14 protein-coding genes are annotated in these 20,281 nt (G+C 46.4%); 3 read left to right on the top strand and 11 right to left on the bottom strand.

The features are described from left to right. Nucleotides 1–92 precede the first annotated feature (92 nt). Nucleotides 93–1,436 carry a metalloprotease PmbA gene (gene pmbA, locus R7035_RS23640; protein ID WP_085570019.1) on the bottom strand — a complete coding sequence of 448 codons (1,344 nt, stop codon included), beginning with the start codon at nt 1,434–1,436 and terminating at the stop codon, nt 93–95. Between the two features lie 110 nt (nt 1,437–1,546). Between pmbA and yjgA the strand changes: the two genes are divergently transcribed. After that, on the top strand, nt 1,547–2,074 hold the full coding sequence (gene yjgA / locus R7035_RS23635) for a ribosome biogenesis factor YjgA (protein WP_025767614.1): 528 nt from the start codon (nt 1,547–1,549) through the stop codon (nt 2,072–2,074). A gap of 89 nt (nt 2,075–2,163) precedes the next feature. Here yjgA and R7035_RS23630 read toward each other — a convergent pair whose 3' ends face one another. Beyond that, nucleotides 2,164–3,126 carry a D-2-hydroxyacid dehydrogenase gene (locus tag R7035_RS23630; protein WP_025767613.1) on the bottom strand — a complete coding sequence of 321 codons (963 nt, stop codon included), beginning with the start codon at nt 3,124–3,126 and terminating at the stop codon, nt 2,164–2,166. Between the two features lie 103 nt (nt 3,127–3,229). Beyond that, a complete protein-coding gene (locus R7035_RS23625; protein WP_085570018.1) occupies nt 3,230–3,982 on the bottom strand; it encodes a pseudouridine synthase in 753 nt (250 codons plus the stop codon). Between the two features lie 342 nt (nt 3,983–4,324). Between R7035_RS23625 and R7035_RS23620 the strand changes: the two genes are divergently transcribed. Next, a complete protein-coding gene (locus R7035_RS23620) occupies nt 4,325–5,590 on the top strand; it encodes an NRAMP family divalent metal transporter (protein ID WP_085570017.1) in 1,266 nt (421 codons plus the stop codon). 108 nt (nt 5,591–5,698) lie between these two features. On the opposite strand, the gene rapA is transcribed toward R7035_RS23620, so the two are convergent. After that, on the bottom strand, nt 5,699–8,608 hold the full coding sequence (gene rapA / locus R7035_RS23615; RefSeq protein WP_318146296.1) for an RNA polymerase-associated protein RapA: 2,910 nt from the start codon (nt 8,606–8,608) through the stop codon (nt 5,699–5,701). 561 nt (nt 8,609–9,169) lie between these two features. Here rapA and R7035_RS23610 point away from each other — a divergent pair. Next, a complete protein-coding gene (locus tag R7035_RS23610) occupies nt 9,170–10,546 on the top strand; it encodes a PhoH family protein (RefSeq protein ID WP_005381133.1) in 1,377 nt (458 codons plus the stop codon). 66 nt (nt 10,547–10,612) lie between these two features. Here R7035_RS23610 and tldD read toward each other — a convergent pair whose 3' ends face one another. The 7 genes from tldD to mreC are packed head-to-tail and all read right to left on the bottom strand — an operon-like array spanning nt 10,613 to nt 20,255. Continuing rightward, nucleotides 10,613–12,058, bottom strand: a complete 1,446-nt coding sequence (gene tldD, locus R7035_RS23605; protein WP_025767609.1) for a metalloprotease TldD — start codon at nt 12,056–12,058, stop codon at nt 10,613–10,615. An 11-nt stretch (nt 12,059–12,069) separates the two neighbouring features. Next, entirely contained in the window at nt 12,070–12,891 is an 822-nt protein-coding gene (locus tag R7035_RS23600) for a carbon-nitrogen hydrolase family protein (RefSeq protein ID WP_085570016.1), read from the bottom strand. 33 nt (nt 12,892–12,924) lie between these two features. Next, on the bottom strand, nt 12,925–16,806 hold the full coding sequence (locus R7035_RS23595) for a YhdP family protein (RefSeq protein ID WP_256901370.1): 3,882 nt from the start codon (nt 16,804–16,806) through the stop codon (nt 12,925–12,927). A 12-nt stretch (nt 16,807–16,818) separates the two neighbouring features. Continuing rightward, nucleotides 16,819–18,288: a ribonuclease G gene (gene rng, locus R7035_RS23590; protein ID WP_005381138.1), complete on the bottom strand. Its 1,470-nt coding sequence runs from the start codon at nt 18,286–18,288 to the stop codon at nt 16,819–16,821. Nucleotides 18,289–18,306: 18 nt separating this feature from the next. Further along, nucleotides 18,307–18,876, bottom strand: coding sequence for a Maf family protein (locus R7035_RS23585; protein ID WP_017821310.1), 570 nt, complete (start codon nt 18,874–18,876; stop codon nt 18,307–18,309). Nucleotides 18,877–18,880: 4 nt separating this feature from the next. Beyond that, the gene (gene mreD, locus R7035_RS23580; protein WP_005381141.1) at nt 18,881–19,369 is read right to left on the bottom strand and encodes a rod shape-determining protein MreD; all 489 of its coding nucleotides are present in this window, start codon (nt 19,367–19,369) and stop codon (nt 18,881–18,883) included. Then, nucleotides 19,359–20,255 (bottom strand): rod shape-determining protein MreC, encoded by an 897-nt coding sequence (gene mreC / locus R7035_RS23575; protein WP_005381142.1) that lies wholly within the window; start codon nt 20,253–20,255, stop codon nt 19,359–19,361. Before mreC ends, mreD begins: the two co-directional genes overlap by 11 nt. Nucleotides 20,256–20,281 lie beyond the last annotated feature (26 nt).

The following is a 20,281-nucleotide window of genomic DNA, read 5'->3' as shown; positions in this document are numbered from 1 at the left end:
TTAAAATACAAAACGCCCGATGAAGTACATCGAGCGTTTTAGTTAAAAAGTGTCAACCCATATCAGGACGGGTCATGAATTGCTAGAAAAGCTTATTCACCCGCCACTTTCATGGTATCCAGTAGGATAGAGCCCGTTTGGATTTGTGAGCGCGTTTCAATATCACTACCAACCGCTACAATCTTGGTGAACATGTCTTTTAGATTACCTGCGATGGTAATTTCTGATACTGGGTATTGGATCTCGCCGTTCTCAACCCAGAAGCCTGCGGCACCGCGAGAGTAATCACCCGTTACCACGTTCACACCTTGTCCCATAACCTCTGTCACTAGAAGACCAGTACCGAGCTCTTTAAGCATTTGTTCGAAGTTTTGGCCTGTCGACTTCACGTACCAGTTATGAATCCCACCAGCGTGACCTGTCGGCGTCATCTTCATTTTACGTGCGGCATAACTGGTTAACAGATAAGTTGCTAGCACACCGTCGGTAATGATCTCACGGTCTTGAGTGTACACACCTTCACTATCGAATGGACTTGATGCCAAACCACGCAATACATGCGGACGTTCTGAGATATTGAACCATTCAGGAAGCACTTGTTTGCCTAGATGGTCAAGTAAGAAAGAAGATTTTCGGTACAGGTTACCACCGCTGATCGCCATAACGAGATGGCCAATCAAGCCTGTCGCAACATCAGCCGCAAACATGATTGGGTATTGACCTGTTTTTAGACGCTGCGCATCTAAGCGGTTAACCGTATTCTCTGCCGCCTTACGACCCACCGTTTCTGGGGTCCATAAGTCATCACGATGACGTGCCACGGTGTAGCTGTAATCACGTTCCATCTCGCCGTTTTGACCAACGCCAATTACACAACAGCTAGTACTATGGCGGCTAGACGCATAACTAGCTAATAAGCCATGGCTATTGCCATACACTTTCACGCCGTAATGACTATCATAACTCGCGCCATCACTTTGCTTGATTGCACTGTTATAACTTAGCGCTTCTTTCTCAGCGGCAATCGCCACATCGGCAGCATAGTCTGGATCGGGTGCGTCAGGGTGGAAAAGATCAAGCTCAGGGATCTCTTGCACCATGTATTCTTTCGCTGCAGGGCCTGCAAATGGGTCTTCAGATGTGTAATGTGCAATATCTAGCGCCGCTATAACGGTTTGCTCGATTGCAGCTTCACTTAAATCAGACGTGGAAGCACTGCCTTTGCGTTGACCTCGGTAAACGGTAATGCCCAGCGCACCATCGCTGTTGAACTCGACATTTTCTACTTCACCCATACGAGTTGAAACACTTAAACCAGTGCTTTTAGTAATTGCGACTTCGGCGGCGTCAGATTTTGCCGATGCAAGCTTTAAGGCTCTTGCGACGGCTTGCTCTAGCTCGGTACGTTGCTCAGCAACCTGCTGTTTAATATCCATTGTCTTTCACATCTTGTCTTTGATGAACAATAGGATAACAAGAATTTCGCTTTCTCCCCATGATTCTTGTTAAAATAGTCATAATATTAATCAAAACACAGGCAACTGAAATGGCACGTAAGAATCAAAAAGCGCCATGGGAACCAGAAGAAGAGATCATCTGGGTAAGTAAATCCGAGATGAAGCGAGACATGGAAGAACTGCAAAAGCTAGGTGAGGAGCTTGTCGGCCTCAAACCTTCAGTTCTAGAAAAGTTTCCATTGAGCGAAGATTTGCGAGAAGCAATTGCTGACGCGCAACGCTTTAAAAATGAAGCGCGTCGTCGCCAATTACAACGTATTGGTAAATTGATGCGTTACGAAGATCCAGAGCCAATCCAAGCCGCACTGGATAAAATTCGTAATAAGCACTCTCAATTAACGGCGGTATTCCACAAACTTGAAGCGTTGCGTGATCGCGTAGTGGAAGAAGGTGACAAAGCCATTGATGACGTAATGGAAATGTACCCAGAAGCGGATCGTCAGCGTCTACGCCAACTTGCTCGCCAAGCAGCGAAAGAGAGAAAAGCTGGGAAACCAGCAAAAGCGTACCGCGAAATCTTTCAGATCCTTAAAGGTCTAAACGAAGAAGAGTTTTAATTCGAGGGCTCACGCAATGAGCATTCGATTTAAACGCAAAAAGCAGACGTCAATGTCTGCTTTTTTTATCTTTGGTTTTACAGTCAGCGTTACACTAAGCGATTAACGCGGTCTCCGCGATCGAAAGCGTTAATGTTATCAATCAGGATTTCCGCTAAACGTTGGATAGATGAGTCGCTGCCCCATGCAACATGCGGTGTCAGTAACAAATTAGGTAAACTCATATTGGCAATCAGCGGATTGCTCTCATCAGCCGGTTCTTGTGTAAAAACATCAAAACCAGCCGCTGCAATTTCTTGCTGTTTTAAGGCATCCACCAGTGCGCTCTCATCCACCAAACCTCCACGCCCTGTATTAATCAAAATGGCGTTGGACTTCATTTGTTTCAACTCTGCTTGACCAATTAAATTCTGAGTATGATCGTTGAGCGGGCAATGCAAAGTCAGCGCATCGGAGCGTTTTAATACTTCCTCAAACGACACATAACCTGGTCTACATTCTGCCGCCCCTTTACGCTCAGAAAACAACACGGTCATTCCTAACGCTTGAGCCAGATTCGCCGTCGCTTGCCCTAGTGCCCCACTACCAACAACACCTAACGTGCTACCACCAATATCCCCGATTGGGTGAGTAAAAAAACAAAACTGCTGGTTACGCTGCCACTCACCTGCGGCAATATCTTGGTGGTACCCAAATAAATTTCGTCTTAAAGCGAATAACATTGCCATCACGTGCTCGGGCACCGAACGCGTCGCGTAACCACGTACATTAGCAACCGCAATACCATTATTAGCACAGTAGTTCACATCGACGTTGTTAAAACCAGTTGCGGCAACCGCGATCATCCGTAATTTTGGTAGTTGCTCTAATACATGTTGGTCAAGCACGACTTTATTGCTAATCACGATATCGGCATCTGCTAACCTTTCTATTACCTGCCCAGGCGCAGTTAGGTCGTACTCACGCCAGTGGTGCGGAAAGCCAGGTCGTGGGATCTCAATATGTTCTGGGATGGTCGCTCGGTCTAAAAATACGATGCTTGGCAAAGACATAACAACTCCTTGTTCACGGCTGAAAGACAGGATACATCAACCACAGTAACGAAATAGCCAAAAATAGCGAACTAGAAAGAACCGTTGTTGAGTGCAATTGGCATTAAGGGTGTGGCAACGTTTTATAATCAGGCAATGTACGCTCTGGCGAAAAATAGTTAAAGATCATCGCCTCGGCTTCAGAATAAAAGTCACAGGGTACAAAAATACTGCTCAGCTGATCCGTAGCTGGATGATAAAAACTTAGCTCCGCAGCGTGCAACTCTAAACGTTCTGAAAACTGATACGCCTCTTCGCTTGCATAAAACTCATCACCCACAATCGCATGACCAATCGCCATCAAATGCACGCGTAACTGATGCGATCGACCAGTAATGGGCAGTAGTCGCACAACGGTCGTATGGGTGCCATCAGGGTGCACTTCACGCTTCACTACTTGGAATAAAGTTTGAGATGGTTTGCCGTCGTCAAAACATACTTTTTGTCGTGGACGATTTGGCCAATCACAAATTAATGGAAGATCAATATTCCCTTCTTGCGGCTCAACATGCCCCCAAACACGTGCGTAATACACCTTGTGAGTGAGGCGATATTGGAACTGCTTTTTTAATGCTCGCTCCGCGGGTTTGTTTTTCGCCAGCAACATCAACCCTGATGTCGACATATCCAAGCGATGCACAACTTGAATTTCTGGATGCAACTCTTTGAGGCGGATCCACATGCTGTCGTAATGCTCTGCAAGGCGACCAGGGACAGACAGCAGCCCTGATGGCTTATTCACTGCCAGAATGTCGTCATCCTCAAAAACGATGTCAACCCAAGGGTCGGTGGGAGGGGTATATTCAAGCATTGCCATGGGAGATCTCTACAAAATAAAAACGCCGCGATTATATACCCAAATAGCACCCAGATGCAGGATTCTGAAGAAAAGTTCAACCCAATAAAACAAAGTCAATCCTTTAGCATAAAAACTAAAAATAGCACGTTGTAAATTTAGTTTGACAACAAGACGCATAACTGAATAGAGTGCTAGATGCACACAGCATGATATTCGCAAAGAATACTTAAAATAAATACACCAAAACACAGCATTTAAAAGACATTACCGTTGCGCAGTATAGGGCGATCGCTCAGCTTGTCATGTACTGCGGTATGTATCTCTTTAGAAAGATACATAAGATAAAAAGGACAATAAGCAATGGACTCCGCCGTTATAGATAAACCCCAATCCAAACTTTCCTTATTTTTTCGTTCGCTAGGCCCCGGCATATTAATGGCATCTGCTGCGGTCGGTGGCTCTCACCTCGTGGCATCAACCAAGGCTGGTGCGATTTATGGTTGGCAATTGGCTGCACTGATTCTGCTCGTAAACCTGTTTAAATACCCTTTTTTCCGAGCGGGCGTACAGTACACCATGGGGACAGGGCTCACCTTGGTTGAGGGCTACGCGAAATTAGGTCGGCCTTATCTATGGCTATTTCTATTTCTTAGCGTGGTATCGGCCGTCATCAATACCGCCGCTTTGTTGATGTTTAGCGCTAGCTTGCTGGGCTACTTCATTCCGTTTTCACTATCAATGGCATCACTCAGCATCATTGTGATTGTCACCTGCCTGATCATATTATTTGCTGGCCATTACAAAGCGCTCGATACGCTATCTAAGGTGATCATGTCGGTGTTAACCATCGCGACTTTACTCGCTGTTTCTATCGCCTTTGGTAACCCTGTTGAACAAGTGGCCAACTTCGAGCCGCCGTCACCTTGGTCTATTGCGGCTATTGGTTTTATCGTTGTGACAATGGGGTGGATGCCTGCACCGATTGAGATCTCCTGTTTAACCTCAGCGTGGCTAAAACGCCAATCAAGCCAGCAAGAAGTAACATACCGCTCTGCTCTATTTGACTTTAATGTCGGTTATATTGGCACGGCGTTTCTTGCCATTATCTTTGTATCGCTAGGCTCTTTGATGCTTTATGGTTCTGGCGTTGCGCTTGAAAGCTCTGGCGTTGGCTTCTCCCACCAATTGGTTGGCTTATATGCGGCAACGATTGGCGAATGGTCTCGTTACTTAATCGCGGTAATTGCGTTTTTCTGTATCTTTGGCAGCACGATTACCGTTATTGATGGCTATTCGCGCGTTATTTCGGATTCTCAACGCTTACTGCGCTCGCAACCAGACACTAACCCTAAAACCACTTCAGCGATCATGCTGGTAGTCTCCTTACTTGCATTGGGTATTGTGGTTTTCTGGGCTTCTGCGTTATTGCCTATGCTGAACTTTGCGATGATCCTCGCCTTTATGACCACGCCATTCTTTGCTCTGCTAAATTACACATTAGTGAGCAAAACCAAGTTACCTGAGCCTTTGGCTGTTGGACCTAAACTAAAGTGGTTGTCGATTGCAGGCCTGATTTACTTGTTTGGCTTCTTGGCTGTGTTTATTTGGTGGAAGTGGTTGATGTAAATGAGATAGCTATCAGTGATTAATGCATTCCGCATAAAGAAACTAAACCGTAAATAAAGAAAAAGGTCTTCAACTGAAGACCTTTTTTAATGAGCAATAAATACTTACTTAGTTGTGGCTCACCACAATCAAACGCAGCGAGTCGAGCTGAACCTGAGCTTGGTTGATGTAACCAGTGAGCTCTTTAATTTGTGCGTCGATAGCTTCAATTTCTTCGTCACGAATATTTGGGTTCACCGCTTTCAGTGCTTGCAAACGCTCAAGCTCTGCATTCAAACTGTGCTGCATATCTTGATGAGCTTGCTTGCGTACTTCTTCGACCTTCTCTTCAATAAGAACATCACCAGCTTCAATTAAGCGGTGTACGTCTTTCTGTACCGACGTAACCAACTTGCTACCTAAGTGACGGTTTACAGGGCTGAGCTGGCGGTTAAAGCTTTCAAACTCCACTTGAGCAGACAAATCATTACCACGCGAGTCCATCATTAAACGGATTGGCGTTTTCGGTAAGAAGCGCGCGATACCACTGCGTTTTGGCGCTTGCGCATCTACCGCGTAAATCAACTCAAGAAGAATAGTCCCGACTGGTAACGCTTTGTTTTTCAATAGAGATACCGCAGACGTCCCCACCCCTTCACTCATAAGAAGATCGATACCACCCTGGATCATTGGGTGTTCCCAACTGATAAAGTGCATATCTTCACGAGATAACGCTGTATCACGATCAAACGTGATCGTCGCTCCTTCGTATGGCAGACCTGGGTAGCTTGGCACCATCATGTGCTCAGATGGGGTCACAATCAGGGCGTTTTCACCTTTATCGTCTTGATTCAAGCCAATCGTGTCAAAAAGAGAAAGTGCGAAGGTGACCAGATTGGTATCGCCGTCGGTTGATTCAATTTTCTCAACGATTTGTTGTGCTTTTTCCCCGCCATTTGAATGCATTTCTAATAGGCGATCACGGCCTTGCTCCAATTGGGATTTCAGCTCTTTATTCATTTTTGCTGACGCTTCAATAATCTCATCTAGCGTGCTGGTATCACCAGAGGCAAGAATTTCAATCAGATCATCGGAGTACTTATCGTAAACAGCACGGCCTGTTGGGCAGGTTTCCGCAAAAGCGTTCAGGCCTTCATCGAACCAACGTGCTAGGATCGCTTGCGATGTGCCTTTCAGGTAAGGAACATGAATGTCGATATCGCGATTTTGACCGATACGGTCCAAACGACCAATACGTTGCTCAAGCAAGTCTGGGTTGAATGGCAAGTCAAACATGACAAGTTGGTTGGCAAACTGGAAGTTACGACCTTCAGAGCCGATTTCGCTACAGATAAGAACTTGTGCTCCACCTTCTTCTTGCGCAAAGTAAGCCGCCGCTTTATCACGTTCAAGAATCGACATACCTTCGTGGAAAACTGTGGCGCGGATACCTTCACGCTCACGCAGTGCTTGCTCCAATTGCAGTGCGGTACTCGCACGAGAAGCAATCACCAGAATTTTCTCGCTGCGCTTCTCTTTTACTTTTTCAAGCAACCAATTCACACGCGAGTCAAACTGCCACCAGCTCGCGTCATCGCCTTCAAATTCTTGGAAAATTTCTTCCGGGTAAAGGTTCTTCATCGCACGTGCTTCAGAACTCATCTTACCGCCAATCATTCCAGCAACACGCATTGATGTAGTGTATTGCGGTGGAATATCCATTGGCATCAGATGCACGTTACGCGTAGGGAAGCCTTTGATGGCCGCGCGCGTGTTACGGAACAAAACACGCCCTGTACCATGACGATCCATCAAGTTATCGATCAGCTCTTGGCGTGCCGACGCTTTAGCTTCTTCGTCCGCTTCACTTTCAATAATACGGAAAAGTGGTTCTACGTCTTGTTCAGACAACAACTCAGTGATCTGGTTTTTTGCTTCATTAGGTAGCTTTTCACCGGAAAAGAGTGAAGTAATCGCATCTGCTACGGGCGCGTATTGCTCTTCTTCCTCAACGAATGCTTCGTAATCATAGAAGCGGTCTGGATCCAACAAACGCAGACGAGCAAAGTGACTCTCACGACCAAGCTGCTCTGGCGTTGCAGTCAGTAGCAACACACCTGGAGTACGTTCAGCCAAGCCTTCTACCACTTGGTATTCACGGCTCGGTTTATCTTGGCTCCATTCAAGGTGATGCGCTTCATCGACAACCAGTAGGTCCCATTCACCTTCCAGTGCTTGTTCAAAACGCTTGCGGCTCTTGCGTAGGAAATCCAAAGAACACAGCACATATTGCTGAGTATCAAATGGGTTTTCTGCATCCGCAAACGCTTCGATACAGCGCTCTTCGTCAAAGATAGAGAAATGCAGATTGAAACGACGCATCATCTCAACCAGCCATTGATGCTGCAGTGTTTCAGGCACCACAATCAAAATGCGTTCGGCACGACCAGACAGAACTTGTTGGTGGATGATCATACCCGCTTCAATGGTTTTACCCAAACCTACCTCATCCGCCAACAAGACGCGTGGCGCGTGACGACGGCCAACTTCGTGCGCGATGTAAAGCTGATGAGGGATCAAACCTGCACGCATACCGCATAGGCCACGCATTGGGCTCTTATGCTGCTCAAACTGGTTGGTTAGCGCACGGTAACGCAGAACAAAGTTGTCCATACGGTCGATTTGACCGGCGTACAACTTATCTTGAGGTTTGTTAAAACGAATTTGGTTGCTAAGGAAAATCTCACGCAGAACAACAGCGGTTTCTTGCGTGTCTTCACGAGTACCGAAATAGGTGTAAAGACCTTCATCTTCCAGTACTTCTTCTACTTTTAGAGACCAACCTTCTTGGCAATCGATGACATCCCCAGCATTAAAGGTGACTCGGGTAACAGGTGCATCGTTACGTGCGTAAACTCGGTTTTCCTCTGACGCTGCAAACATCAATGTCACAGTACGAGCATCCATTGCTACAACGGTACCTAAACCTAAATCGCTTTCCGTATCGCTAATCCAGCGCTGCCCCAAAGCAAATGTCATGAATTGACTACCTCGTTATTAGTTCTTGATTCGTATTTCTTGTTGGTCTACTCATGCCCGTAGGCACGGATAATAGTTTAGATCTGATTCTGGCTTCTGCTATGCCGATAGCATTCGTCATTCCAGTATGAACTGAGTATTTTTTAAGCCAGCTCAACATGATAAATCGGACGTAGCCTATACGCAGAAAAAGGTCGCTAATCTTACTTGAAGCTGTGATTTAGGTCACGCCGAAACCGCACCAAGCAGAAACTTTTTTTCCCAAACTCTAAATGCAATCAAATTGTAAAATACTCATGCCAATTATTAAGTTGTAGAACGTAAATATTACGTATACTTCTAATGAGGGGCGTTTAAAACCATTGCATATGATTTAAGCGCGTTAGTACACGATTAGGATCAACACGGGTTTGCAGTAAGTTGTCTTGCTACTCGGTTGCACACTAGCCGACATCAGCCCGACAACCTCTATTGCAAGCAATCAGAGTTAGGTCACTTCACACCTATTTGGAAACGACCTAACAACTCGCATGCAGAGCCGTACTACGGCAAGGAGACGCTATGGGCGATACCGATCGGAAACTGTTTGTACTCGATACCAACATTCTTCTTCATGAACCCTTTGCCATCTTCTCTTTCCAAGAACACGATGTCGTTATCCCCATGACCGTGTTGGAAGAACTCGACCGAATCAAAGACAGTAAGCGCGACGTTGCAAGAGATGCGCGCGTGGCTATTCGCACCTTGGAAGATTTGTTTAAAGAAGCAACGCCAGATGAAATCTCTGAAGGCATTCCTGTTTCTAAAGACAACCCCGACCAAGGTACTATTTCCATTTTGGCGGATTTTGAACTGCAGGAAACTGTCAAAGCCTTCGCCGACAAAGCCGGTGACAACCGTATTCTCAACGCGGTGCTTTATCTGCAAAATAAACGTGCACCACGTGAAGTGGTACTGATCACGAAAGACATCAACATGCGTCTGCGAGCCAAAGGGGCTGGTGTACGCTTTGTTGAGGACTATAGAACCGACCAACTGATTGACGACATTCAATACCTAACCAAAGGCTTTCAATTGCGTGAAGGTGATTTCTGGAGCGGTATTGAGGAAGTAGAAAGCTATGCTCTGGGCGGAAAAACTTACCACAAACTCAGTCGCGAACCCTTCGACCCAACCTTTATCAACCAATACGTTATTGATGAAGACAGTGACTTTGCTGGTCGCGTAGAAACCATCAATGAAGACAAGCTAACGCTTCTCGACCTGAGCCGCGAACGTCTAATGCATCGTAAGGCTTGGGACATCACACCTAAAAATATCTACCAGGGAATGGCGTTAGATGCCTTACTCGATCCAGAAATTGACTTGGTGATTCTAACGGGTGCGGCGGGTAGTGGTAAGACATTACTGGCAATGGCAGCAGCATTGGAGCAAACCATTGAAAAAAGCATGTTCGATAAAATTATCGTAACACGTAACACGCCAGATATCGGTGAATCCATCGGCTTCTTACCCGGCTCCGAAGAGGAGAAAATGATGCCGTGGTTAGCGGCGGTGACCGATACCTTGGAAGCACTACATAAACACGATCACTGCACTGAAGGCTCATTGAAGTACATCTGCGATAAAGCCAACATTCAATTTAAATCGATCAACTTTATGCGTGGCCGTTCGATTCAAAATGCGTTTGTACTGCTTGATGAGTGTCAAAACCTCACTGCATCACAAATCAAAACCATCATTACCCGCTGTGGCGAAGGAACCAAAATCGTCTGCTCCGGTAACTTGGCGCAGATTGACTCTCATTACCTCACCCCAGTGACATCAGGATTGACGTACATGGTTGAGCGCTTCAAGAACTTTGAAGGCAGCGCAAATATTCACCTCAACGGCGTGGTTCGTAGCCGCTTGGCGGAATTTGCTGAAGAAAACCTGTAATTGACACCGACTCACAAAGCAAAAGAGCGCTCTAATGAGCGCTCTTTTTATAACGATTCGACTGAGTTACTCAGTGCCACCCACTGTCAGTGAGTCCAGCTTCAAGGTCGGCTGACCAACACCAACTGGCACACTTTGACCTGCTTTACCACATACGCCAACGCCCTTGTCGATACTTAGGTCGTTACCGACCATAGAGACTTGCTGCATTGCTTCGATACCTGAGCCAATCAACGTCGCACCTTTAACAGGGCGCGTAATTTTACCGTTTTCAATCAAGTACGCTTCCGATGCAGAGAACACAAACTTACCCGAAGTAATGTCCACCTGGCCGCCACCAAAGTTTGGCGCATACAACCCTTTCTCGACCGTCGAGATAATTTCTTCTGGCGTATGTTCACCTGGAAGCATGTAGGTGTTGGTCATACGAGGCATTGGCAAGTGTGCATACGATTCACGACGACCGTTACCCGTTGGATTTACACCCATTAGCCGCGCGTTTAGCTTGTCTTGCATATAGCCTTTCAGCACACCATTCTCGATAAGCGTGTTGTACTGGCCGTTTACCCCTTCATCATCCACATTCAATGAACCACGAAGGTCTTTTAACGTGCCATCATCGACGATGGTACATAGTGAAGACGTCACTTGTTGACCCATTTTGCCAGAGAAAACCGAAGATTCCTTCCGGTTAAAATCACCTTCTAGGCCATGACCTACCGCTTCGTGTAGCAACACGCCAGGCCAGCCAGAACCCAATACCACTGGCATCATGCCAGCTGGTGCTGCTTCTGCTTCAAGGTTGATTAACGCCATGCGAATCGCTTCGTCTGCGTAATGAAAAGCTTGTTTCACACCATTGCTTTCCGTTAAAAAGAAATCGTAACCGAAACGGCCGCCGCCCCCCGCACTACCGCGTTCACGTCGTTCGCCTTTTTGTGCAAGCACACTAATAGACAAACGCACCAAAGGACGAATGTCGCCTGCATAAGTACCGTCTGTTGCCGCAACAAGCATCTGCTCATGCACACCGCTGATGCTAATCGAAACTTCTTTAATCAATGGTTCTTTAGTGCGGATGTAAGCATCTAGAGATTTGAGCAATTCTGTTTTTTGCTGCTTTTCCCATTCAGCTAGTGGATTCACAGCGGCGTAGTACGCTTGGTTTTCGGTGCGTTTAAACGCTTGGACTTTACCATTCTGCCCTTGCTGAGCAATACCGCGCGCCGCGATTGCACTCTGCTTCAGGCCTTCAGGCTGGATTTGATCAGAGTAGGCAAAGCCGGTTTTCTCGCCAGTTACTGCACGGACACCAACACCACAATCAATGTTAAAAGAGCCATCTTTGATGATGCTGTCTTCTAGAACCAGAGACTCATGCCAGCTGGACTGAAAGTAAATGTCCGCATAATCGATCTGGCGCGTAGCAATGCTGGCAAGCGTGTCAGCAATGTCTTGTTCTGTCAGACCATTTGGGGCAAGGAGTGCCTGTTCTATTTGGTTTGTGCTCATAGTTAGCTCTTTTATTTCCGTCTCAATTCATTTTGAAAGCGACTGTGTTGAGTCAGCGGCATATTCTGCCTTACTTGTTGGCTTTGTGACAAATCTATCTCTGTCACCAATAAGCCTACTTCATCCTGAAGCTGTTTATGGATACGTCCCCAAGGGTCAACGACCATTGAGTGTCCCCATGTTTTTCGTCCACATGGATGCGTTCCAGTTTGTCCGCTTGCCAAAATCCAACATTGTGTCTCAATCGCTCTAGCTCGCAATAGTATTTCCCAGTGAGCTTGCCCCGTCACAGCGGTAAACGCAGCGGGCACCACAATGATATCCGCCCCTTCTTGACGCAATACTTTATAAAGTTCTGGGAAACGTAAATCATAACAAATACTCAATCCAACACTGCCGATATCAGTTTCCGCAACGACTATTTGATTACCCGCCATAAACGTATCCGACTCACGATAACTACCATAACCATCGGCTACGTCGACATCAAACATATGCAGTTTGTCATAGTGAGCAATGCATTTACCGTGCGGCGGCAATACAAGTGTTGTTGTCGTGACACCTTTTGCGGTTTGAATGGGCATGCTTCCGACAATCAGTGTTAACTGGTTCTTTCTTGCGATTTCACAGAGCCGCTGTTGAATCATGCCACTGCCAAGTGGCTCTGCATGTTGATGATAAGCTTCGCGACTGGCAAATAGCACTGTATTTTCAGGAGTAAGGACAAGTTTGGCACCTTGCTTGCTCGCTAAAGCACACTGTTTTTCGATGAAGTCCAAATTCGCGTTAATATCCGGACCCGAAGTCATTTGAATAATGCCAACACGTTCCATGTGTTTCCTCCCTATTCCATTATATTCGGTGAATTATTTGGCCTGTTCACGCAGTTTTTCTGGTAGCTTGTATTCACCTTTACTTCGCGAAATTTCTTTCACCGTTGGTGAATCTAGTGGGCCTTTCACTTCATAATTGACTTGAGTGAAGACCTCAACCACCGGAGATATCACCGTGGAGATGGCCAAGACATACAAAGCCGTTTGAGGCGCAACGGCAAACGCAGTCAGCATTGGTAAGCCTGATGTGATGTCTGGTGTGAATTTCACTTCCGCATCAACCATTCTGCTGTTCATATTAGCGATACCGCGGATTTGCATTTCCCCTGCTAACGCATCCATTACGATATCATTGGTGATAAACACACCGTCTTGGATTTTGCCCGTTCCCGTGATCGAGTTGAATGCCATGCCTTTATCGAATACATCGGTAAAGTCGAGCTGCATCTTACGGATGATAGAATCCAAGCTGAACAAGCCTAACAAGCGTGCCGCACCACTAACTTCACTGATCACGCCTTTACCAAATTCCGTTGAGACGTTTCCTTGCAAGGTTTGTGTCTTCATTGACCAAGGTGCGCCGTCCCATTCCATATTGGCATTGATCTCAAATGGTGCTTGTTGAATGCCTGATGTAATACCAAAGCGCTCCATAAGATCGGTGTTGTTATCACCTTTCATTTTCATGGTTAAGTTGGAATGGCTACTCTCTTTCGTCAGGTCCCACCAACCACTCATATCAATGCGGTTTTTGCCGCTACTAAAGGTGATATTTTTCCACTCCAAGCGGTTCTCGCGACGCTGCAAATCAACATTCACTTTGCCCACTTTGTAGCCTTGCAGCCAAAAATCATCAATGTTCAAAGTTAAGTTTGGCATCTCAGCGTGAAACTTGCGGTCAAAATTGGTAATCAAAGGTGCGTTTTGATCTTCACTCGCAAAGATTGAGCTGCGCTCTTTGGTCATCTCTTCAAACCCTGGGATGTAGAGATGCAAGTGCTCTAAAGAGACCGATAGATCATAGGGTTTCAGATAGTTAGCTTTCCCTTTAACCTCTTGACTGTCCACATCGAGTTGCCAACTCAAATTTTTCTTGCTTGCTGAAAAATCCACATCATGAAACTCAATCCCACCGAGCTGTAAGTTTGGCGTTTCAACTTCAATGCGTGTCGGCAATGGAATGGTCGGCGTTTTCATGCTTGCCAAAACAGACGATGAAGGCTTGCTCTCAGAGACCTGCGCAAGCTCAGCCCATTGGTCTAAATTCAGTTCTTCGACACGCACCGAAGCATCGTGCCCGACAATAGGACTAATCCGGAAGCCACCTTTGCCAACCATTAAATGAGTCGCAGTCAGAACCGGGACATCGCCAGCGATATCTATCTCAGTTTGATACTTCACATTTGGGATCTGTAGTCTTGCTGAAATACTCTCTTGGTTGCCGGATGCTTGCAGTTTCGCTTGCCCAGACTCGCCAATTTGTTTCGCTAAAGGATAAGGATATTGACTAGCCAGACGATTTAGCTGCGCCAGCACTTCAAGCTGATAAGTGAAACCAACATCATTGAGTTGCAAGTCAATGTCCATTTGCCACGGCGCATGGCCAGAAACAAGGTTTAACCAACGCTCACCGACATAGGGTTTGAGAGGCTCGACATCCCAATCTCCTAGTGTATTAATTGTCACGTTGTAGCCTTGCTCCGCACTCTCTCCATGGAAATCAAGAGAGATAGGCTGTTGTAATAATTCGGCCGACAAACCCGATGTGGTAACCACATCATTGTCGAAGGTGATACGCCCTGTGGCGTTTTCAAGCGTCATTGGCGGCGCTTCAATATCAACACGATTTTCTGTTAAATCGGCATAACCCCAAGCGCGAGACTCTTTCTCAAAATCAAACGGTATATTGAGTTGAAACTCAGAGTAAACGGGCCCACTCACTTGCAGCGCTGTCAATGCGGCACCGACTGAATCCACTAATGGCGTCGCCATCATGTAGTCACGGACTTCATTACCCGGCGCGCTTGCTTTCGCTTCAATCTCGATGTGTCCACCTTCTGCCAACTCAGGGATTCGCCCAGTGATACGCTTGGCATGAACGCCATTTAGTGTGGCTGATTTTGAATCCAAATACATGGCATCATTTTCAAACAGCAAGTCTAGCTGCAAATCCGTGATGGTTGGCCATGCCGTATCAAAGCTAAATTTTGCGTCTTTTAATCCAACCCAAGCTTGGAACATGCCATTATGTTCTTTGTAAGGAAAATCCCCTAACTCGCCATACCACAACAATTTCGCTGTATTCACTTTTCCGCCCTGAATCGCGGTCGAAAGATAGTCGGTTAAGTCTTGTCCAAGTGCCAGAGTCGGTAGATAGCGCCATGTTTCACCCGCGTTGTAGAGATCCGCTTCGGCATAGAACGATAAAAATGGGCTTTGTTCTTTTGGGAAATCAAGACGAAATGCCCCCAAAACTTGAAGATCAGGCGTTGCTGCCGTCACTTTATCCGACCACAAACGCCAACCCGCATCATCTTGCTGCCAGATAATATCGACTTCACCTTGTTTGATATTCAGCGGAGCTTGGAATACATCGCCGTACGGAAAGACATCATCAATGACGGTGACTTTTGCTTTAGCTTGATTCACATCCCCCGATACGCTGCCCTGTAGGTGATGAAACCCGGGTAGGAGCTCCCATTGTGTCATCGCGAGTTCATCCAGTTCAGCCGAGTAGCGTAAGGTGTCTAAACCGCCGTTCATTGACAATCGGACATCTTCGACCCGACCTTTCGGTGCTAGTTTGTTAATAAGGTCACTGGTCGACTCTGACTCCGGAGCCAGCTTAATGAGCGGAATGAGTGCTTCGATGTCGAGCCGAGAGAGATTGAGCATCCAGCCGTTTGGTTGCCAATCAAACGCGACGTCTAGCTCTGGCCAAGGGGTATTATCGGTTCTGATCTGAAGTGAGTGGCCATTTACTTTCCAGCCTTGTTTATCTGGTCGAAGATTGAAAATTCCAGACTCAATAAACAGCTCATGATGTCCATCTTCATTCCACACCAACTCGGAAGGCAGCAATTCAACATAAGCATCATGCGGTTGGCTATGTTTGAGCGTTAGCCAAGTATTTAAGCTGACTTTACCCGACTCTGCTCCTGACTCTTCTTGCATGTAAGTGGTCAGCCAAGGTGTGACCGAGACATCTTGAGCACTCACGTAAAACTCACCAGATACATCGCGCAACGAGCCATGATCTTTAAAGTTAGCGCTTACTAACAATGAGTTCAGGCGAACATCGGCAATGCTAACCGTGCCTTCGGCTACGTGACGCTTCCCTTGATTACTCCAACGAAGCTGCTCAATATCTAAACGGCGAGTTTCACCTGACACAGACTTATACCAAATCCGTGAATCGCTAATAGTGAAGTCTTCGAACTGACGTAAAAGAAGTGAGTCGAGTTGGTCAATGAGTTTCACTTCGCTCTTATCCACTTCAGGCTTCGGATCTTGACGATGAGAAGTCGGCAGAATGTCTACCGTGTGAATGTCTAAAGCGAGGTTATGAATGGTAAGGTCTGCAACTACAGGTTTAAGTTGAAAAAGAGATTGAATAAGGTCGAACTCAATTTGGACTTCTTCAACAGCGAAGCGTGCATCTTGCACGTTTGGTAGATTTGCCTCTAAACCCAGTAACGCAATTGAGGGATGATTATTGCGCCACGTCCCTGCGACATTGGCAATAGAAACGTCAAAACCTGTGCCTTGTTTGACCCAGGTTTTGATCTCATCTTGGAAATGGTTAAGTTGCGGCAGTGTGACGCGAAGCGTGGTTACTAATATGGCTAATAACACCAATACAGTAACTAAACTCCACGCACAAAAACGCCCAAAACGGTTAACACCAGAATTCACAAATGTTCCAAATTACATCATTACGACGTCAAACTGTTCCTGAATGTACAGGGGTTCAGCCTGAACTCGCACTTGCTTGCCAATAAATACTTCGAGCTCAGCCAACGCATGAGACTCATCGCCCAATAGCGCTTCAGCAACAAACGGCGATGCGTACACGACAAAATTATCGGCGTCGTAAGCACGGTTCACACGAGTAATCTCGCGTAATATCTCAAAGCATACAGTTTCGACCGTTTTCACGCTGCCACGGCCTTCACAAGTAGGACAGCCAGAACACAAGATATGTTCAATACTTTCTCGTGTGCGCTTACGTGTCATTTCAACTAAGCCAAGCTGGGTAAAGCCGTTGATGTTGGTTTTTACTCGGTCTTTCGCCAGCGCCGTTTCCAGTGAGGTAAGTACTCGCTGACGATGCTCTTCGGATGCCATATCGATAAAATCAATAATGATGATACCGCCGAGGTTACGTAAACGTAGCTGACGCGCAATAGCTTGCGTTGCCTCTATATTGGTATTGAAGATAGTCTCTTCGAGATTACGACGACCAACAAATGCACCCGTGTTGATGTCGATGGTGGTCATGGCTTCGGTTTGATCGATGATCAAATAGCCGCCCGATTTTAGCTCGACCTTGCGCTCTAAAGAACGCTGAATTTCGTTTTCGGTGTCGTACATGTCAAAGATTGGCTTGTCACCTTCGTAAAGCTCAAGCTTATCTGTTAACTCCGGTACATACTCAGAAGTGAATTCTTTCAGGTTTTCATATTCAAGGCGGGAGTCGACCATGATCTTATCGAGCTCTGTGCCAACAAAGTCACGCAGAATGCGTTGAGCTAAGCCGAGTTCACCGTAAAGTGTTGAACGCGTTTTGTATTTTGAGCGACGCTCCATGACTTTTAGCCACAAACGCTTTAGAAATGCCGCATCTTGAGAGAGCTCTTTTTCATCAGCGCCTTCTGCCGCGGTACGAATGATAAAACCACCGTGCTCATCGCAGTAATGGTTCACCACCTTTTTCAAACGCTCGCGCTCTTTTTCACTTTCAATACGCTGCGAAACACCGACATGGCTGGCCCCCGGCATAAAAACAAGATAACGCGAAGGTAAGGTGATATCCGTCGTTAAACGCGCACCTTTTGTGCCGAGCGGATCTTTGACCACTTGCACAACAATGTCTTGTCCCTGGCGTACCAGCTCAGAGATATCACGGACTTGAAACTGCTGTTTTTCGTTTTCTGCCACACATTCGGTATGAGGAACAATATCTGACGCATGTAAAAACGCCGCTTTATCTAAACCAATGTCGACGAAAGCCGCCTGCATGCCTGGTAACACTCGGCTTACTTTGCCTTTGTATATATTGCCCACAATACCGCGACGCGATTCGCGCTCGATATGTATTTCTTGTAGTACTCCACCTTCAATCATGGCCACACGAGTTTCACTCGGGGTCACGTTAAGCAGCAATTCTGCACTCATGTGCACACCTCAAAACAATTATAAAAATTCTTGAATTAGCTGATCGGTTTCGAACAAAGGTAAGCCTACTACAGCGTGATAACTGCCTTCGATTCGGGTGACAAATCGCCCTCCGAGTCCCTGAATACCATAACTTCCAGCTTTATCGCATGGCTCTCCTGACTGCCAATATTGTTCGATTTCTTCGTGAGTCAGTGGTTTGAACCACACGTCAGTGGTAACGACCACTGAATGTTGTTGTTCCGATGATACAACGCTCACCGCAGTCATCACTTGATGGCGACGACCCGATAAGTCAGTAAGCATACGCTTTGAATCTTCAAAACTTTTTGGTTTTTCTAGCACACGGTCATCGCATACTACGACCGTATCAGAGCCCAATACAACGGAATCAGGCTTAGCCAACGCTAAGCCTGCCTGAGCTTTTTCCAAAGAAAGACGCAACACGTAATCTCGTGCTTGCTCATGAGCCTGTTTGGCTTCCTCAACATCAGGCAATACGATCTCAAAATCATAACCCAGTTGAGCAAGCAGCTCTTTTCTTCTCGGAGAACCCGATGCGAGAACGAGAGATAAGCTTTTCTTCACCGCTTTACCTTACGTGCCATGCACGACGAACTCGTCGCATTAATAAAAACATCCATGGCCAAAGTATACAGTTTATTGCCGCCGTCCACAGAGATAATGGATTAAATACTACGTCCTGGTTCAAATATTCCCCACAGAATATCAAAACTTCCAATAACGCAGTAAAAAAGGCAATTAAAATCGACTGTTGCCACAATGCCATGTTGCGAATCAACAGGAAATTCAGCGCCACAAGGTAGATAACGATCGACATCATCATGCCACGAATTCCAAGCGTTGAGCCGATCAAGATATCCCACAATAAGCCCAACACTAGCGCAGTTCCGACGTTCACTCGGTGCGGTAGTGCCAACACCCAATAACACGTGACAAGGAACAACCATGACGGACGTAACACATCTAACACACCTGGCCATGGAATGGTTTGCAGTACCAGCGCAACGAAGAAACTGACGCCAATCACCATTCGGCTACTCAATACATTATTGGCCATCGGTTACCTCTTGTTCTTGCTCTAACCCTTCATCTACATTGGACCGCAGTACTTTGTGTTGACGGTCTTCATTCGGCCAAATCAGCAGTAGGTAGCGTAAGCGATCAAACTCCACAACCGGCTCAGCCTTGATTGAGGCGAACTCTTGACGCGTATCGTGATCCACATTGGTAACCGTCGCGACTGGATATCCCTCAGGGTAAATGCCACCTAAACCGGATGTCACCAATAAATCACCAACCTGAATATCTGTGCTGGTTGGAATGTGCTCCAGTTGGATTTCATCCATTTCACCATTGCCCGATGCGATCACTCGGATATCATTGCGGATCACCTGGACAGGAATTGCATTTTTCGCGTCCGTTAGCAGCAAAACACGTGCGTTGTGCGCTGCGACAAACGTGACCTGACCAACGATGCCTTTCTCATTGATAACAGGCTGACCAACGTAAACACCATCAATACGGCCTTTATCGATCACCACTTGATGACGATAAGGTGAAGTATCAACCGCCATTACTTCTGTCACGACTTTCTTTTCATCACGGACAAATGAAGATCCTAACAACTTACGTAGGCGTTGGTTTTCTTCTTTATATTGGTCGAGCAAGATAAGCTCGCTTTTCAGGCGTAGCACTTCTCGCTTTAAGCTGCGATTGCCTTCAACCAATGCCTGATGAGAATTAAAACGTTCAAATACGCCATCGAACATACTACGAGGCAAATTCGCTGCGTACTGAATCGGTGCAACCATACTGTTTAGTAGGTATCGAACGTTGGAAAACGTATCTAGACGACTATCGGCCAGCATTAAGCTCGCCGACACGATGACAGCAAAAAACAGACGTAATTGCAGAGACGGACCTCTGCCGAAAATCGGTTTCATCTTGTTTTTGACCTGATTGCTTCCAT

It is taken from the genome of Vibrio sp. 1731 (assembly GCF_033339955.1).
GTDB classification, from domain to species: domain Bacteria; phylum Pseudomonadota; class Gammaproteobacteria; order Enterobacterales; family Vibrionaceae; genus Vibrio; species Vibrio alginolyticus.
The sequence above is the reverse complement of the archived record's forward strand: the minus strand, read 5'-3'. Positions and strand labels throughout refer to the sequence as shown.

Excerpts from the sequence above, each read along its gene's own strand:
- R7035_RS23620 (WP_085570017.1), top strand. The coding sequence starts at position 4,325 with ATGGACTCCGCCGTTATAGATAAACCCCAATCCAAACTTTCCTTATTT.
- yjgA (WP_025767614.1), top strand. The coding sequence starts at position 1,547 with ATGGCACGTAAGAATCAAAAAGCGCCATGGGAACCAGAAGAAGAGATC.
- R7035_RS23625 (WP_085570018.1), bottom strand. The coding sequence starts at position 3,982 with ATGGCAATGCTTGAATATACCCCTCCCACCGACCCTTGGGTTGACATC.
- mreD (WP_005381141.1), bottom strand. The coding sequence starts at position 19,369 with ATGGCCAATAATGTATTGAGTAGCCGAATGGTGATTGGCGTCAGTTTC.
- mreC (WP_005381142.1), bottom strand. The coding sequence starts at position 20,255 with ATGAAACCGATTTTCGGCAGAGGTCCGTCTCTGCAATTACGTCTGTTT.
- R7035_RS23610 (WP_005381133.1), top strand. The coding sequence starts at position 9,170 with ATGGGCGATACCGATCGGAAACTGTTTGTACTCGATACCAACATTCTT.
- tldD (WP_025767609.1), bottom strand. The coding sequence starts at position 12,058 with ATGAGCACAAACCAAATAGAACAGGCACTCCTTGCCCCAAATGGTCTG.
- R7035_RS23630 (WP_025767613.1), bottom strand. The coding sequence starts at position 3,126 with ATGTCTTTGCCAAGCATCGTATTTTTAGACCGAGCGACCATCCCAGAA.
- pmbA (WP_085570019.1), bottom strand. The coding sequence starts at position 1,436 with ATGGATATTAAACAGCAGGTTGCTGAGCAACGTACCGAGCTAGAGCAA.
- rapA (WP_318146296.1), bottom strand. The coding sequence starts at position 8,608 with ATGACATTTGCTTTGGGGCAGCGCTGGATTAGCGATACGGAAAGCGAT.
- rng (WP_005381138.1), bottom strand. The coding sequence starts at position 18,288 with ATGAGTGCAGAATTGCTGCTTAACGTGACCCCGAGTGAAACTCGTGTG.
- R7035_RS23600 (WP_085570016.1), bottom strand. The coding sequence starts at position 12,891 with ATGGAACGTGTTGGCATTATTCAAATGACTTCGGGTCCGGATATTAAC.